Annotated in this window: 12 protein-coding genes; 7 read left to right on the top strand and 5 right to left on the bottom strand. The window is 61.6% G+C overall.

Going from position 1 to position 13,369, the window contains the following annotated elements; translation table 11 throughout:
• Window positions 1-3 precede the first annotated feature (3 nt).
• The 7 genes from ROG8370_RS05260 to ROG8370_RS05285 all read left to right on the top strand — a co-directional run bounded on the left by ROG8370_RS05260 (window position 4) and on the right by ROG8370_RS05285 (window position 7,960).
• Window positions 4-195 (top strand): twin-arginine translocation signal domain-containing protein, encoded by a 192-nt coding sequence (locus ROG8370_RS05260; RefSeq protein ID WP_085826033.1) that lies wholly within the window; start codon window positions 4-6, stop codon window positions 193-195.
• 112 nt (window positions 196-307) lie between these two features.
• Window positions 308-3,202: a formate dehydrogenase subunit alpha gene (locus tag ROG8370_RS05265; protein ID WP_085826034.1), complete on the top strand. Its 2,895-nt coding sequence runs from the start codon at window positions 308-310 to the stop codon at window positions 3,200-3,202.
• Between the two features lie 12 nt (window positions 3,203-3,214).
• A complete protein-coding gene (gene fdh3B, locus ROG8370_RS05270; protein ID WP_085826035.1) occupies window positions 3,215-3,808 on the top strand; it encodes a formate dehydrogenase FDH3 subunit beta in 594 nt (197 codons plus the stop codon).
• Window positions 3,809-3,924: 116 nt separating this feature from the next.
• Complete coding sequence (locus ROG8370_RS05275) at window positions 3,925-5,133, top strand: formate dehydrogenase subunit gamma (protein ID WP_085826036.1); 1,209 nt, start codon at window positions 3,925-3,927, stop codon at window positions 5,131-5,133.
• A 2-nt stretch (window positions 5,134-5,135) separates the two neighbouring features.
• Window positions 5,136-6,449 carry a c-type cytochrome gene (locus ROG8370_RS05280; protein WP_085826037.1) on the top strand — a complete coding sequence of 438 codons (1,314 nt, stop codon included), beginning with the start codon at window positions 5,136-5,138 and terminating at the stop codon, window positions 6,447-6,449.
• Window positions 6,450-6,452: 3 nt separating this feature from the next.
• Window positions 6,453-6,590, top strand: a complete 138-nt coding sequence (locus ROG8370_RS20495) for a hypothetical protein (RefSeq protein WP_170925181.1) — start codon at window positions 6,453-6,455, stop codon at window positions 6,588-6,590.
• Entirely contained in the window at window positions 6,587-7,960 is a 1,374-nt protein-coding gene (locus ROG8370_RS05285) for a sigma-54-dependent transcriptional regulator (protein ID WP_085826038.1), read from the top strand. Before ROG8370_RS20495 ends, ROG8370_RS05285 begins: the two co-directional genes overlap by 4 nt.
• A gap of 129 nt (window positions 7,961-8,089) precedes the next feature.
• Here ROG8370_RS05285 and ROG8370_RS05290 read toward each other — a convergent pair whose 3' ends face one another.
• From ROG8370_RS05290 to ROG8370_RS05310, 5 genes are all read right to left on the bottom strand, one after another.
• Window positions 8,090-10,048 carry a sensor histidine kinase gene (locus tag ROG8370_RS05290; protein WP_085826039.1) on the bottom strand — a complete coding sequence of 653 codons (1,959 nt, stop codon included), beginning with the start codon at window positions 10,046-10,048 and terminating at the stop codon, window positions 8,090-8,092.
• 86 nt (window positions 10,049-10,134) lie between these two features.
• Entirely contained in the window at window positions 10,135-11,151 is a 1,017-nt protein-coding gene (locus tag ROG8370_RS05295) for an extracellular solute-binding protein (RefSeq protein ID WP_085826040.1), read from the bottom strand.
• Window positions 11,152-11,266: 115 nt separating this feature from the next.
• A complete protein-coding gene (locus ROG8370_RS05300) occupies window positions 11,267-12,085 on the bottom strand; it encodes a metal ABC transporter permease (protein WP_085826041.1) in 819 nt (272 codons plus the stop codon).
• On the bottom strand, window positions 12,082-12,855 hold the full coding sequence (locus tag ROG8370_RS05305; protein WP_085826042.1) for an ATP-binding cassette domain-containing protein: 774 nt from the start codon (window positions 12,853-12,855) through the stop codon (window positions 12,082-12,084). The genes ROG8370_RS05300 and ROG8370_RS05305 overlap by 4 nt, the downstream gene beginning before the upstream one ends.
• On the bottom strand, window positions 12,846-13,334 hold the full coding sequence (locus ROG8370_RS05310; RefSeq protein WP_085826043.1) for a Fur family transcriptional regulator: 489 nt from the start codon (window positions 13,332-13,334) through the stop codon (window positions 12,846-12,848). The genes ROG8370_RS05305 and ROG8370_RS05310 overlap by 10 nt, the downstream gene beginning before the upstream one ends.
• Window positions 13,335-13,369 lie beyond the last annotated feature (35 nt).

Genomic DNA, 13,369 nt, shown 5'->3' on the forward strand with positions numbered 1-13,369 from the left:
CTTATGAGCAAGAAGACCGAGGGCGACACCAGCCGCCGCGATTTTCTGAAACTGGCCGGCACTGCTGCGCCTGCTGCTGCGGCTCTGGCCGTTGCGGGCGGGACCGCTGCCGAGGCGGCCCAGCCTGACCTGTCATCCGACAGAATGCAGGACACTGCGCATACTCGCGCCTATCTCGACAGCGCCCGGTTCTAAACCGCCGGACGAGGTCAAACTCCGCTGACGACTGGTTGCGATAGGCCCGACTGTCAGAGGAAACATTAGTACCCGGCAGTGTCCAACAGGACTGCCAAGGGAGGAGAGAAACATGCTTAGGAAAAAGACCAACGGGGTTGCGAGACGCCCCCAGCGGACCAGTATCCTGTCTGAGGTCGCCGAAAAGTCGGTCGACCGCCGCGCGTTCCTGCGCGGATCCGGTCTGGCCATTGGTGGCCTGGCCGCAATCGGCGCCATGGGTGGTACAGTGACGCGTGCAAACGCGCAAAGTGCAGCCAATGAAGCCGTCGAGACGATCAAATCCGTCTGCACCCACTGCTCGGTCGGCTGTACAGTCGTCGCCGAAGTCCAGAACGGTGTATGGGTCGGGCAAGAGCCCGGCTGGGACAGCCCGTTCAACCTTGGCGCCCATTGCGCCAAAGGGGCCGCGGTGCGTGAACACGCCCATGGCGAACGCCGCCTCAAGTACCCAATGAAGAAAGAGGGCGGTGAATGGAAGCGCATCAGCTGGGAACAGGCGATCGACGAGATCGGCGACGGCATGATGAAGATTCGCGAAGAAAGCGGACCTGACAGCGTCTATTGGCTCGGCTCTGCCAAGCACAACAACGAACAGGCCTATCTGTTCCGCAAGTTTGCTGCCTATTGGGGCACCAACAACGTGGATCACCAGGCCCGGATTTGTCACTCGACCACAGTTGCCGGTGTTGCAAACACCTGGGGCTATGGCGCGATGACCAACTCCTACAACGACATGCACAATTCCAAGGCGATCTTCATCATCGGTGGCAACCCCGCCGAGGCGCATCCCGTCTCGCTGTTGCACATCCTGAAGGCCAAGGAACAGAACAACGCCCCCCTCATCGTCTGCGACCCGCGCTTTACCCGCACGGCGGCCCATGCCGATGAATATGTGCGTTTCCGTCCCGGTTCGGACGTGGCGCTTGTCTGGGGTATTCTCTGGCACATCTTTGAGAATAGCTGGGAAGACAAGGAATTCATCCGCACCCGCGTTTGGGGCATGGATGAAATCAAGGCCGAAGTTGCCAAATGGACCCCCGAAGAGGTCGAGCGTGTCACCGGCGCGCCCGGTCAGCAGTTGCGTCGCGTTGCGCGCACCCTGGCCAACAACCGCCCCGGCACCGTCGTGTGGTGCATGGGTGGCACACAGCACACCAACGGCAACAACAACACCCGCGCCTATTGCATCCTGCAGCTGGCCCTTGGCAACATGGGCACATCGGGCGGTGGCACCAACATCTTCCGTGGTCACGACAACGTGCAGGGCGCAACCGACCTTGGCGTTCTGAGCCACACCCTGCCGGGCTATTACGGTCTGTCGGGCGGTGCCTGGGCCCATTGGGGCCGCGTCTGGGGTGAAGATGCCGACTGGCTTGCCGGTCAATTCGACAGCATCAAGGACAAGGACGGCAAGGACACCTCCTTGCAGAACCTCAAGGGTATCCCTGTCAGCCGCTGGATCGACGGTGTTCTGGAAGACACGGAAAACATGGATCAGCCCAACAAGGTGCGTGCCATGGTTCTGTGGGGCCACGCGCCCAACTCTCAGACCCGCGGCAAGGAAATGAAAACGGCTATGGAAAAGCTGGACATGCTGGTCGTCGTTGACCCGTATCCCACCGTTTCCGCCGTCATGCATGACCGCACCGATGGCGTTTACCTCCTGCCGGCCTGTACGCAGTTCGAGACCCGCGGGTCCGTGACCGCGTCCAACCGCTCGCTTCAGTGGCGTGACCGCGTTGTCACACCGCTGTTTGAAAGCAAGCCGGACGAGGTCATCATGGCCAAGTTCGCCAACAAGTTTGGCTGGGCCGACCGCCTGTTCCGCAATATCGAGATGGACGACGCGGAAACGCCGAACGTCGAAAGCATCACCCGCGAATTCAACAGCGGCATGTGGACAGTCGGCTATACCGGTCAATCGCCTGAGCGCATCAAGAAGCACATGGCGAACCAGCACACCTTTGATCGCACCACCTTGCAGGCCCGTGGCGGCCCCGCAGATGGCGATTACTACGGTATGCCTTGGCCATGCTGGGGCACCCCCGAGATGAACCATCCCGGTACGCCCAACCTCTATGACATGTCCAAACCTGTCAGTGAGGGTGGCCTGACCTTCCGCGCGCGTTTCGGCGTTGAGCGGGATGGCGACAATCTTCTGGCCGAGGGCGTCTATTCTGCGGGGTCGGAAATTCAGGACGGTTACCCTGAATTCACTATGCAGATGCTGATGGATCTTGGTTGGGACGGTGACCTTACCGCCGAGGAGCGCGCGTCGATTGATGCGGTTGCCGGAGCAGGCACCAACTGGAAAACCGACCTTTCGGGCGGCATCCAGCGGGTGGCGATTGCCCATGAATGTGCGCCCTTCGGCAATGCCAAGGCGCGGGCCGTCGTCTGGACCTTCCCCGATCCGGTGCCCCTGCACCGCGAGCCGCTCTATACAAACCGGCGCGATCTGGTCGTGGATTATCCGACATACGAGGACCGGCACGATTACCGTCTGCCGACCATGTATGCCTCGATCCAGAAGAACGACTTCTCGAAAGAGTATCCGATCATCCTCACATCCGGCCGTCTGGTCGAATATGAAGGTGGCGGTGACGAGACCCGTTCGAACCCCTGGCTGGCCGAGCTTCAGCAGGACATGTTCGTCGAAATCAACCCGCGCGATGCCAATAACCTTGGTGTGCGGGACGGCGCGCAGGTCTGGGTCGAAGGTGCCGAAGGCGCCAAGGTCAAGGTCATGGCGATGGTCACCGAACGGGTGGGTGAAGGCGTTGTCTTCATGCCCTTCCACTTTGGCGGTCATTTTGAGGGCAAGGATCTTCGGGCGAATTATCCCAAAGGGGCAGACCCCTATGTCTTGGGTGAAGCGTCCAACACGGCCCAGACCTATGGCTATGACTCAGTCACACAAATGCAAGAGACCAAGGCGACTCTTTGCAAAATCAGTGCAGCATAAGGAGATACTGACATGGCAAGAGCAAAGTTTCTTTGCGACGCCGAACGCTGCATCGAGTGCAATGCATGCGTAACGGCCTGTAAGAACGAGCACGAGGTGCCGTGGGGGATCAACCGCCGCAAGGTGGTCACGATCAACGACGGTAGCCCGGGTGAGCGTTCGATTTCGGTGGCCTGTATGCATTGTTCAGATGCGCCGTGTATGGCGGTTTGTCCGGTGGATTGCTTCTACCAGAACGAAGAAGGCATCGTTCTGCACTCCAAGGACCTGTGCATCGGGTGTGGCTATTGCTTCTACGCGTGCCCGTTTGGCGCGCCGCAATATCCGCAGGCTGGCAACTTTGGCAGCCGCGGCAAGATGGACAAATGTACCTTCTGCGCCGGCGGCCCCGAGGAAAACCACTCGGCAGCCGAGTTCCAGAAGTACGGGCGCAACCGGATTGCAGAAGGCAAATTGCCGATCTGTGCCGAAATGTGCTCGACCAAGGCGCTGCTGGCGGGCGATGGCGACGTTGTGTCGGCCATCTACCGCGAGCGTGTCGTGGCGCGCGGCTTCGGCTCGGGTGCCTGGGGCTGGGGTACGGCCTACGAACAGAAAGGCGGCTGACCTCTGGTCAGGGGCGCACCCGAAACGGTGCGCCCAACCGCAGTTCGGATCGGGTGGGCGGCGGTTGCGTCGCCCCCCTTACCAATGTTTGAAATTCCCAGACAGGATGACCCGCGATGACCCGCATTCTCATGACACTTCTGGTGTCTCTTTTCCTGACGGTTCCGCTGGCCGCGCAAGAGGCGGCCGAGGCGCCGCAGCCGGACCGTTCGGCAACCGGTGGGGCGCAGACACTGGACGATATCCTTGCCCGGCAACGCGGCGAGAAGATTGACGATTCATTCCGCTCCGGCGCGACGGGCGACCCCAATAGCGCCGCCGGGGCCGCAAACCAGCTTGGCACTTTGGGCGGGGCCTCGGATTCCGAAGTCTGGCGCGCGCTGCGTTATGGCAAAGGCGACGTCACGGTTTCGACCGGCGGGCCGGTGGCGGGGGTCCTCATTCAGGACGGCGGCATGAAATGGCTGCAATTCCGCCAAGGGCCGCTGGCGACCTATGGCGCCTACCTTTTGGGTGGCACAATCGTGTTGCTGGCGCTGTTCTTTCTGCTGCGCGGACGCATTCGCATCGACGGCGAAAAGACCGGCCGCACCGTCACCCGCTTTCAGGCGGTCGAGCGCTTTGGTCACTGGCTTATGGCCGGCTCTTTCGTGGTGCTTGGCATTACCGGGCTGATCACGCTGTTTGGCCGCAAGGTGCTCATTCCCGCGTTCGGCCACGAGATGTTCTCGACCATGGCGATCGCGTCGAAATGGGTGCACAACAATATCTCATGGGCCTTCATGATCGGCCTTGTGATGGTGTTCTTCATGTGGGTGATGCACAATATCCCCAACAAGACCGACCTGAAATGGCTGGCCGTTGGTGGTGGTATCTTCAAGAAAGGCGTTCACCCGCCCGCCAAAAAGTTCAATGCCGGTCAAAAGATGATCTTCTGGTCGGTGATCCTGTTTGGTGCCTCGATCTCGGTGACTGGCCTGTCGCTGTTGTTCCCGTTCGAATTGCCGATGTTCGCCAAGACCTTCGCGATCCTCAATCAGACTGGCCTGCCGCAGGCGATTGGCTTTGGCGATCTGCCGGTCATCCTTGCGCCGCATGAGGAAATGCAGCTTGCGACGCTCTGGCATTCGATCATGGCCTTTGTTCTGATGGCGATCATCCTGGCGCATATCTACATCGGTTCGATCGGGATGGAAGGCGCCTATGACGCAATGGGGTCGGGCGAAGTCGAAGAGCAATGGGCGCGCGAGCACCACAGCCTTTGGCTTGAGGAAATTCGCAAGGCCGAGGGTCAGACCGAAGGCAAAGCGACCCCTGCAGAGTAGCCATGGGCCGACTTTTGACAGGCCTGTTGTCTCTTGGACTGGCGGCGATGACCTCGCCGCTGGCCGCGCAGGATTTTACCACGCTAAAGGGGCATGGCGGACCGATCATGGGCATTGCCGTGCAGCAACAGACCGGACAGGTGGCCTCGGCCAGTTTCGACAATTCGGTCGGGCTCTGGCAGGGGCGGATGCCGCGCTGGCTTGAGGGGCACCGCGCGGCGGTGATCAGCGTTGAATTCCTCGATCAGAGCCTGCTGGCATCGGGGGGCGATGATTTTGCGCTGATCCTCTGGGACGCGCAAAACGGCAGCCACACCCGCCTTGAGGGGCACAAGGGCAAGATCGCGGCGCTTGATGTCTCGCCGGATGGGCAATGGATCGCCTCGGCAAGCTGGGACGGCTCTATCGGGATTTGGCCGCTTGCGGGGGGCGCGCCACGGTTCCTGAGTGGCCATGACGCCGCCGTGACCGATGTTGCGTTTGGGCGTGATGGCGCGCTGCTTTATTCGTCGTCCTCCGATGGCACGGTGCGCGAATGGCACTGGCAAGAGCCGGACATGCGCCCTCGCGTCGTGATCAATCAGGGGTTTGGCGTGAACCGGATCATGCTTGGCCCCATTGATGCCTGGCTGGCCTATGGCGCGGTTGACGGCGCGACGCGGGTGATCCGGCCTGAGACCGGCGAGACGGTGGCGGATTTCACCCTTGATCGCCGCCCGATCCTGTCGCTGGCCTTTCATGCGGGCAGCGGGCAATTGGCGGCAGGCGACGGGCATGGCTATATCATGGTGATCGACACCCATGACTGGCGCATCGCGCGCGATTTTCGCGCCATGCAGCGCGGCCCGGTCTGGGCGCTTGAATTTTCGCCTGATGGCGAGACGATCTATGCCGGCGGGCTGAACGAGGTGGTCTATGGCTGGCCTGTGGCCTTGCTGAGCGAATATGACCCGGCGGGCGCGAGCGAGCACAGCTTTTTGCGCGCGCCCCGCGAGATGAGCAACGGCGAGCGGCAATTCATGCGCAAATGCTCGATCTGTCACGCGCTCACACCGCCGCCATCGCGCAAGGCGGGGCCGACATTATACGGGGTGTTCGGGCGCGCCGCCGGCAGCGTGCCGGGCTATGCCTATTCCGAAACCCTGACCGGATCTGATGTTATCTGGTCGGACGAAACGATCGACGCTTTGTTTGATCTTGGGCCGGACCACTATATTCCCGGCTCCAAGATGCCCATGCAACGGATCACGGCCGCGCAGGATCGAACCGATATGATAGACTATCTGCGTGATGCCACGGCCAAACAGGAGAACTAAGAGATGAAAGCTATGATCACGGCCTTTGTGGCCAGCGCCATTATTGCCGCCGCCGCGCCCTATGCTATTGAAATAGCAGGGTTTACGACCGAAGGTCAACGTTCGGGCGATGCGGTTCGCCTTGGTGACGCCGCGCAATGAACCCCACCGCGGCGCAGGGGCGGACCGCGCAGGACGAGCGTGACGACTACGGTGAAAACCTTGGTGCGGCCTCGGTCCTTGTGATCGACGACGAACCGGGCATGCGCAACTTTCTGGTCAAAATCCTCGGCCCGCGCTGCAAGCGGGTCGAGCAGGCACGCTCTTGCCAAGAGGCCGGCGACATCCTTGATCAGGCGCATTTCGATCTGGTGATCCTCGACAATATCATGCCCGGCATGACCGGGCTTGATTGGCTTGAGCAACAGCGCCACGTCGGCTTTTTCGCCGATACCATCCTGATCACCGCCTATGCCGACCTTGATACCGCGATCAAGGCGCTGCGGGCGGGGGTGAGTGATTTCGTGCTGAAACCGTTTCGCGCCAATCAGATTTTGAACGCGGTGGCGCGCGCACTCGACCGCAAATACCTGCGGCGGGAAAACTATCTGTTGCGTCATGAATTGTCAGAGGGCGGACAGGCCGCGCGCGGGCGGCTTTTGGGCAATTCCGAACCGGTGCAGGGGGTGCGCGAGATGCTCGGCAAACTGGCGCCACTGCCCACCTCGGTGCTGTTCACCGGCGCAAGCGGCACCGGCAAGGAAATCGCAGCGCGCACCCTGCATGGCATGTCGGATCGCGCGGAAAAGCCGTTTGTCGCGATCAACTGCGCCGCGATTTCCCCCGAGCGGATCGCCGAAGAACTCTTCGGTGTGGTCGAGGGCGAAAGCCACCGCAAGGACGGTCTTTTGCTGCATGCCGATGGCGGCACCTTGTTGCTTGATGAGGTGGCGCAGCTGGCCGAGAATGTGCAGACCGCGCTGCTGCGGGTGCTGGAGGACAAGCGGATCAGGCCGCTTGGCTCGGAACGCGAAATCCCGCTGAACCTGCGGTTTCTGTTTGCCACCAATGCCGATCTGAAGCAGGCGGTCGACGAGGGCCGGTTTCGCGCCGATCTTTATCATCGGATCAATGTGGTCAACATCGAGATGCCGCACCTCAAGGAGCGCAAGGAAGATATCGTCGAGCTGGCCGCGCTTTTCATGAGCGAATTTTCCAGAAGCCTTGGCATGCCCGCGCTAGAGCTCAATGAAGAAGTGCTGTTGAAGCTCAGCCGCTATGACTGGCCCGGAAATGTGCGCGAATTGCGCAACCTGATTGAACGCTCGGTGATCCTCGGGGCCTTTCCCGTTGAGTTTTCCGGCTCGGGGCGTGTCAGCGGCGCACAGGCCATCGAGACGCTGGAACTTGTCGAACAACGCCATATCATGGCGGTGCTTGACGCCTGTGGTGGCAACCGCGCCGAGGCGGCGCGCCGACTTGGCGTGGCGCGCAAGACGGTCGATCGCAAATGCATGGCCTGGGGACTCTAGAGCATGTTGCTCAAAAGTGGGAACCGGTTTTGAGCTTCTCGAACACGCGAAATCAATACGTTAGAGCATGTTGCTCAAAAGTGGAAACCGGTTTTGAGCTTCTCGAACATGCGAAATCAATAACAGTGCTCAGGCGTCCTCGGGAAGCCAAACGGTGAATTCTGCCCCGCCGCTGGCCCGGTTGCGCACGGAAATAAGCCCCTTTGCACCCTGGATCAGGGTTTGGCTGACCGAGAGGCCAAGCCCGGTGCCTTCGCCAAGCTTGGTGGTAAAGAACGGATCAAACACCGACGCCAGCTTGTCGGCGGGAATGCCGGGGCCGGTGTCGGCAATGACAAGCGCCACGCCGCTTTTCCCCGCCTGATCGCGCCGCATCAGGTGGATCGTCAAGGCGCCGCGATCCCCCATGGCCTGTACCGCGTTGACCACAAGATTGATGATTACCTGCTGCAACTCGCCGGGATTGATGCGCACAGGCGGGGCGTCCTCGGCCATCTTTATGGACAGCCGGGTTCGCGGATTGGTGATCACGTGATCGACCAGCACAAGGCAATCTTTCAGCACGGTCGCGATATCCACCTGCTCTTCGAAGGTTCCAAATTCGCTTGGCCGCGCAAATTGCAGCAATTTGCTCACGATCGCGCTGATCCGCCCGACTTGCCTGTCGATCAGCGAGAGCTCGGTTTCCACCGCTTCGGTGGCGCTGCCAAGGGTCTGGCGGATCACATCGACATTGCCCTGAATGACCGCCACCGGGTTGTTGATCTCATGCGCGACCCCGGCGGTAATCTCGCCGATAGAGGCGAGCTTTTCCGACATCACCAGTTGCTTATAGGTCGTTTCGAGCTTTTGATTGGCTTCGCGCAGTTCCGCCGTGCGCTCCTCCACCCGCGTGTTGAGCGAATCCGCCCAGGACCGCAGATCGCGGTCGCGTTCCTGTACCTGGTCAAGCAGGCTATCGAGATGCGCTGCCACCGTGCCGATTTCATCGCGCGAGCGCACCGGCCCGATGCGCGCGTCAAGCTGGCCGTCCTCGACCTTGCGCATGGTCTGGGTCATCCGCTCCAGTGGCGAGAAAATCCCGCCCGCCAGCCGCAGGAACAGCGGCACACTCAGCGCCAGAATGGCGAGAAAGGCAGAAAATATAAGGATATAGGCGCTGCGCTTGGCGGCCGTGAAGGGCGCCTCAAGGAAGCCCACGTAAAGCATGCCAACGCGATTGCCGAAACTGTCGATCAGCGGCTCATAGGCCGACATATACCAGTCATTGACCACGAAGGCGCTATCGAGCCAGGTCCGCCCTGCATCCAGAACCGCACCGCGCACCGCCGCCGAAACGCGCGTTCCAAGCGCGCGCTCGCCCTCGAACAGGCGCACATTCGTCGAGACGCGCACATCTTCGAGAAACAGGGTCGCGGTGCCTTTGCGATCATCGCTGTCGCCGGTGGTGCGATAGACAAGCGCGTTGATCGTGTCGATGAAATCAAGGTTCCGGTTGAGCAGAATTCCCCCCACCAGAACCCCGTTGCGCCCCGGCGTCGTGACCGGCGTGGCGGTGTGCACGACCATGCCACGATCCTCGGTGGTGCGCTCGGTGGGCACGGCGGCGAGGGTCTCGATCAGGGGCACCCGCGCGCGTGCCGCAAGCCCGGCGCCACTTGGCAGGGTGGCCAGATGAGCGGCCGGGAAAATATCAATTTCGGTGGCCGAACCGCCGCGCACCGCGGCCGCAATCACCGGCCAGCGATTGGCCTCTTCACGCGCCTCGGGGGCGGGCAGGAAATAGAGGAAATCAAGCCCGAGGTTCGCGCGGTTATCCTGAAGAAAGCGGTTGAAACGGTCAGCGTTGTGCTGGCTCGCGCGGTTGAAATCGAGCGAGCGCGCAAGGCTTCGCACGTCGTTGCCGGTGGTTGTGAGGATGCGTTGCAGATATTGATCGGCGATGCGCAGATCGCTTTGCACATTGGTGATCAAAAGGTTGTCGTAATTGGCCGACCAGCGGTTGACCGCCAGCAAAAGCAACAGCGGCATCAGCACCATCAAGGGCAGCAAGGCCAGGATCAGAAGTCGAAGCCGAACGGAGGTCATGAATGTGCCGGGCCCTATGGTCTGAGCCCGACATTAGGATATTTGCGCGCCGCCCGCAATCATGCGCGGGGCATGGAATTTGCGCCTTAGTTCCAACCGACCTGATTGAAGATCGCCTGTGCCTCGGCGGCATTGCGGCTAAAGGCCGAGGTGTTGGTGGTTGTGTCGGGCTTGAACGCGCCAAGCCGCGCCGTGCCCTCGTCCCCGGCCATGCCGTCAACGACGGGGTATTCGTGGTTGTCGCGGGCAAACTGGGTCTGGGCAAATTCGTCGGTCAGGAACTCCAGAAGCGCAGTGGCTTCCTCGGGGTGGGGGGCGGCGGCGGTCATCGCGGCCACGGCCAGATTGACATGCGCGCCGCGCCCGTCCTGATTGGGCCAGACCCAGCCGATGCCCTCGATACCCGAGGTCAGCCCGTCAACATCGCCATCAAAGCCGCGCAGGAAGTAATAGTTGTTGGCCACCGCCACATCGCATTCGCCCGAGACAAGCCCGCGAAGCTGATCTGTGTCACCGCCCTGGGGCGGGCGCGCCATGTTGGCGACAACGCCAGCCGCCCAATCCTTGGCCGCCTCGGCGCCATCGGCGTCGATGATCGAGGCCAGAAGCGACTGGTTATAGACGTTCGAGGAGGAGCGGATACAGACCTTGCCCTGCCATTTCGGATCGGCCAGCTCTTCGTAGGTCTGCGGCGGGGTCTCGACGCGATCCTTGGCGTAAAAGAGGATGCGGGTGCGCTGCGAGAGACCAAACCAGAGGTCATCTGGGTGGCGCAGATGCGCGGGCACGCGGGTTTTGATGACGTCCGAAGTGAAGGGCTGAAGCACGCCGGCCTCTTCGGCGCGGGCCATGCGGCCCACGTCAACGGTGATGAACACATCGGCAGGGCTATTGGCGCCTTCGGCGGTCAGGCGCGCGATAAGCTCGTCTGCGTCGGCCTCGATCCGGTTGACGGAAATGCCGGTCTTGTCGGTGAATTCCTCGTAAAGCGCGTTGTCGGAATCATAATGGCGGCTGGAATATACATTGACCTCCTGCGCGAACACGGGGGTGGTCAGCGCGAGTGTTGCGGCCATGCCTATGACAGCTTTGAGCGATTGCATCGGGTGTCCTCTCTTGGGTGTCCGAGTGAAGTGATGCGCCTGTTTTCTTATTTCCGACTAAAAGAGTCAATAAATAATTCCGACTAAAATGGTCGGAGTAAGTTTCTTGGGCGGATCAGCGCGCAGATGACCCCCTTTGGCGGGCCAGCATACTGTCGGCAAGGCTGGTCGCGGCAAAGATCAGGGCGGCCAAACAGACAATCGTCGGCCCGGTCGGCGTATCAAGCCGGAACGACGCGCCAAGCCCGCCAAGCGCCGAGATCGCGGCGATCACCGTGGCAATCGCGGCCATGCGCTCTGGTGTGCCCGCCAGCGGGCGCGCGGCGGCGGCGGGCACGATCAGCATGGCCGCGATCAGCAAGACCCCGACCACCTTGATCGCCACCGCCACCACGAGCGCAAGCGCCAGTGTCAGAACAAGCTGTTCGCGCCGCGGGTTGATCCCCGCCGCATAGGCAAGATCAGTGCTGAGCGTGGCGGTCAACAGCGCCTGCCATCGCCAGAGCACCAGGCCAACCACAAGAGCGGCCCCGCCCCAGATCACCGCAATATCGCCGACGCTCACGGCCAGAATATCGCCAAAGAGATAGGCCATAAGATCAATCCGCACGCCGCTCAGGAAGGACACCGCCACAAGGCCAAAGGCAAGCGCGGAATGGGCCAACACCCCAAGCAACGTATCCATCGCAAAGCCACGCCCCGACAGGGCGGAGACCGTCATCGCCATGGCAAGCGATACCGCAAGCGCGCCGATAAAGACCGAGGTCGAAAACGCCAGGGCAAGCGCCACCCCAAGGATCGCGGCATGCGCCGTCGCATCGCCGAAATAGGCCATCCGCCGCCAGACCACGAAGCAGCCCAAAGGGGCGGCGGCAAGCGCCACGCCAAGCCCGGCAAGGGCGGCGCGCATCATGAAATCGTCAAGCAGTGTCATTCGGCGGCCTCATGTGGATGATCGTGATCGTGATCGTGATCATGCGTGCAATCGGCACTATGGTCGTGATCGTGGTTGTGTTCATGCCGGTAAAGCGCCAAGGCGCCCTGGGTGCCGCGCCCGAAAATGGCGCGATATTCTTCGGCCTGCGCCACCACCTCGGGGCGCCCCTCGCAACAGATATGGCCATTGAGGCAAATCACCCGGTCGCTGGCGCTCATCACCACGTGCAATTCGTGGCTGACCATCAGAACGGCGCAGCCAAGGCTTTGGCGGACCTCTTCGATGCGGCGGTAAAACGCGGCAGAGCCGGGTTGATCAAGCCCCTGCGTGGCCTCGTCGAGGATCAGAAGATCGGGCTTTTCCATCAAGGCGCGCGCGAGCAGGACGCGCTGAAACTGTCCGCCGGAAAGATCCGCCATCTGGTGATCGCGCAAATCCGGCAGGCCCGCTTGTTCCAGAGCGGCACGCAAATCGCTCGCCGGATGACGGCGCGGCAGGCCCAGAAATCGGGTCACCGTCAGCGGCAGCGTCGGGTCGATATGAAGCTTTTGCGGCACATAGCCGATCCTGAGCCCCGGCGCGCGGGTGATCGCGCCGCTGGTCGGGGCGAGGGCGCCGATAATCGCCCGCAAAAGCGTTGATTTACCCGATCCGTTCGGCCCGACGATGGTCACGATCTCGCCGCGCGTGATCGAGAGGTTGACGCCCTCAAGCACGACGTTGCCGCCAAGGCGCATGTTCAGGTCCCTGGTCTCGATCAGGCGCATGCCGAGGCCCCCCTGCGGCAATTGGGGCAGAGGCCAAGCGCCTCGACCACGGCCTGTTCGATGGAAAACCCGGTGTCAGAGGCAGCGCGCCCAAGCATCCCGCGCGAGGGTTCTGCATGGGCCTCGGCCACCGCATCGCAATTGCGGCAAATCAGAAAGGCCGGGGTGTGATCCTCTCCGGGATGGGTACAGGCGATAAAGGCGTTGAGCTGCTCGATCTTATGGGCAAAGCCGTGGTTGACCAGAAAATCAAGCGCGCGATAGGCCACGGGTGGCTGTGATCCCAAGCCCTCGTCGCGCAGCGTGTCGAGGATTTCGTAGGCCCCCATTGCGCGATGCCGCGCCAGCAGGATTTCAAGCACCCGGCGACGCACCGGAGTGAACTGAAGCTTATGCGCGGCGCAATAGGCCTCGACCGCCGCAAGGGCGGCGCGCATGCAGGAGGCGTGGTCGTGCTTTTGAAATCCGATCGTATCCATGGCGGGCCTTTCGGGGCAACGTTTCGGGGTTGATA

This window comes from Roseovarius gaetbuli (assembly GCF_900172365.1).
In the GTDB taxonomy this organism is placed as follows: Bacteria; Pseudomonadota; Alphaproteobacteria; order Rhodobacterales; family Rhodobacteraceae; genus Roseovarius; species Roseovarius gaetbuli.

Excerpts from the sequence above, each read along its gene's own strand:
- ROG8370_RS05260 (WP_085826033.1), top strand. The coding sequence starts at position 4 with ATGAGCAAGAAGACCGAGGGCGACACCAGCCGCCGCGATTTTCTGAAA.
- ROG8370_RS05265 (WP_085826034.1), top strand. The coding sequence starts at position 308 with ATGCTTAGGAAAAAGACCAACGGGGTTGCGAGACGCCCCCAGCGGACC.
- fdh3B (WP_085826035.1), top strand. The coding sequence starts at position 3,215 with ATGGCAAGAGCAAAGTTTCTTTGCGACGCCGAACGCTGCATCGAGTGC.
- ROG8370_RS05275 (WP_085826036.1), top strand. The coding sequence starts at position 3,925 with ATGACCCGCATTCTCATGACACTTCTGGTGTCTCTTTTCCTGACGGTT.
- ROG8370_RS05280 (WP_085826037.1), top strand. The coding sequence starts at position 5,136 with ATGGGCCGACTTTTGACAGGCCTGTTGTCTCTTGGACTGGCGGCGATG.
- ROG8370_RS20495 (WP_170925181.1), top strand. The coding sequence starts at position 6,453 with ATGAAAGCTATGATCACGGCCTTTGTGGCCAGCGCCATTATTGCCGCC.
- ROG8370_RS05285 (WP_085826038.1), top strand. The coding sequence starts at position 6,587 with ATGAACCCCACCGCGGCGCAGGGGCGGACCGCGCAGGACGAGCGTGAC.
- ROG8370_RS05290 (WP_085826039.1), bottom strand. The coding sequence starts at position 10,048 with ATGACCTCCGTTCGGCTTCGACTTCTGATCCTGGCCTTGCTGCCCTTG.
- ROG8370_RS05295 (WP_085826040.1), bottom strand. The coding sequence starts at position 11,151 with ATGCAATCGCTCAAAGCTGTCATAGGCATGGCCGCAACACTCGCGCTG.
- ROG8370_RS05300 (WP_085826041.1), bottom strand. The coding sequence starts at position 12,085 with ATGACACTGCTTGACGATTTCATGATGCGCGCCGCCCTTGCCGGGCTT.
- ROG8370_RS05305 (WP_085826042.1), bottom strand. The coding sequence starts at position 12,855 with ATGCGCCTGATCGAGACCAGGGACCTGAACATGCGCCTTGGCGGCAAC.
- ROG8370_RS05310 (WP_085826043.1), bottom strand. The coding sequence starts at position 13,334 with ATGGATACGATCGGATTTCAAAAGCACGACCACGCCTCCTGCATGCGC.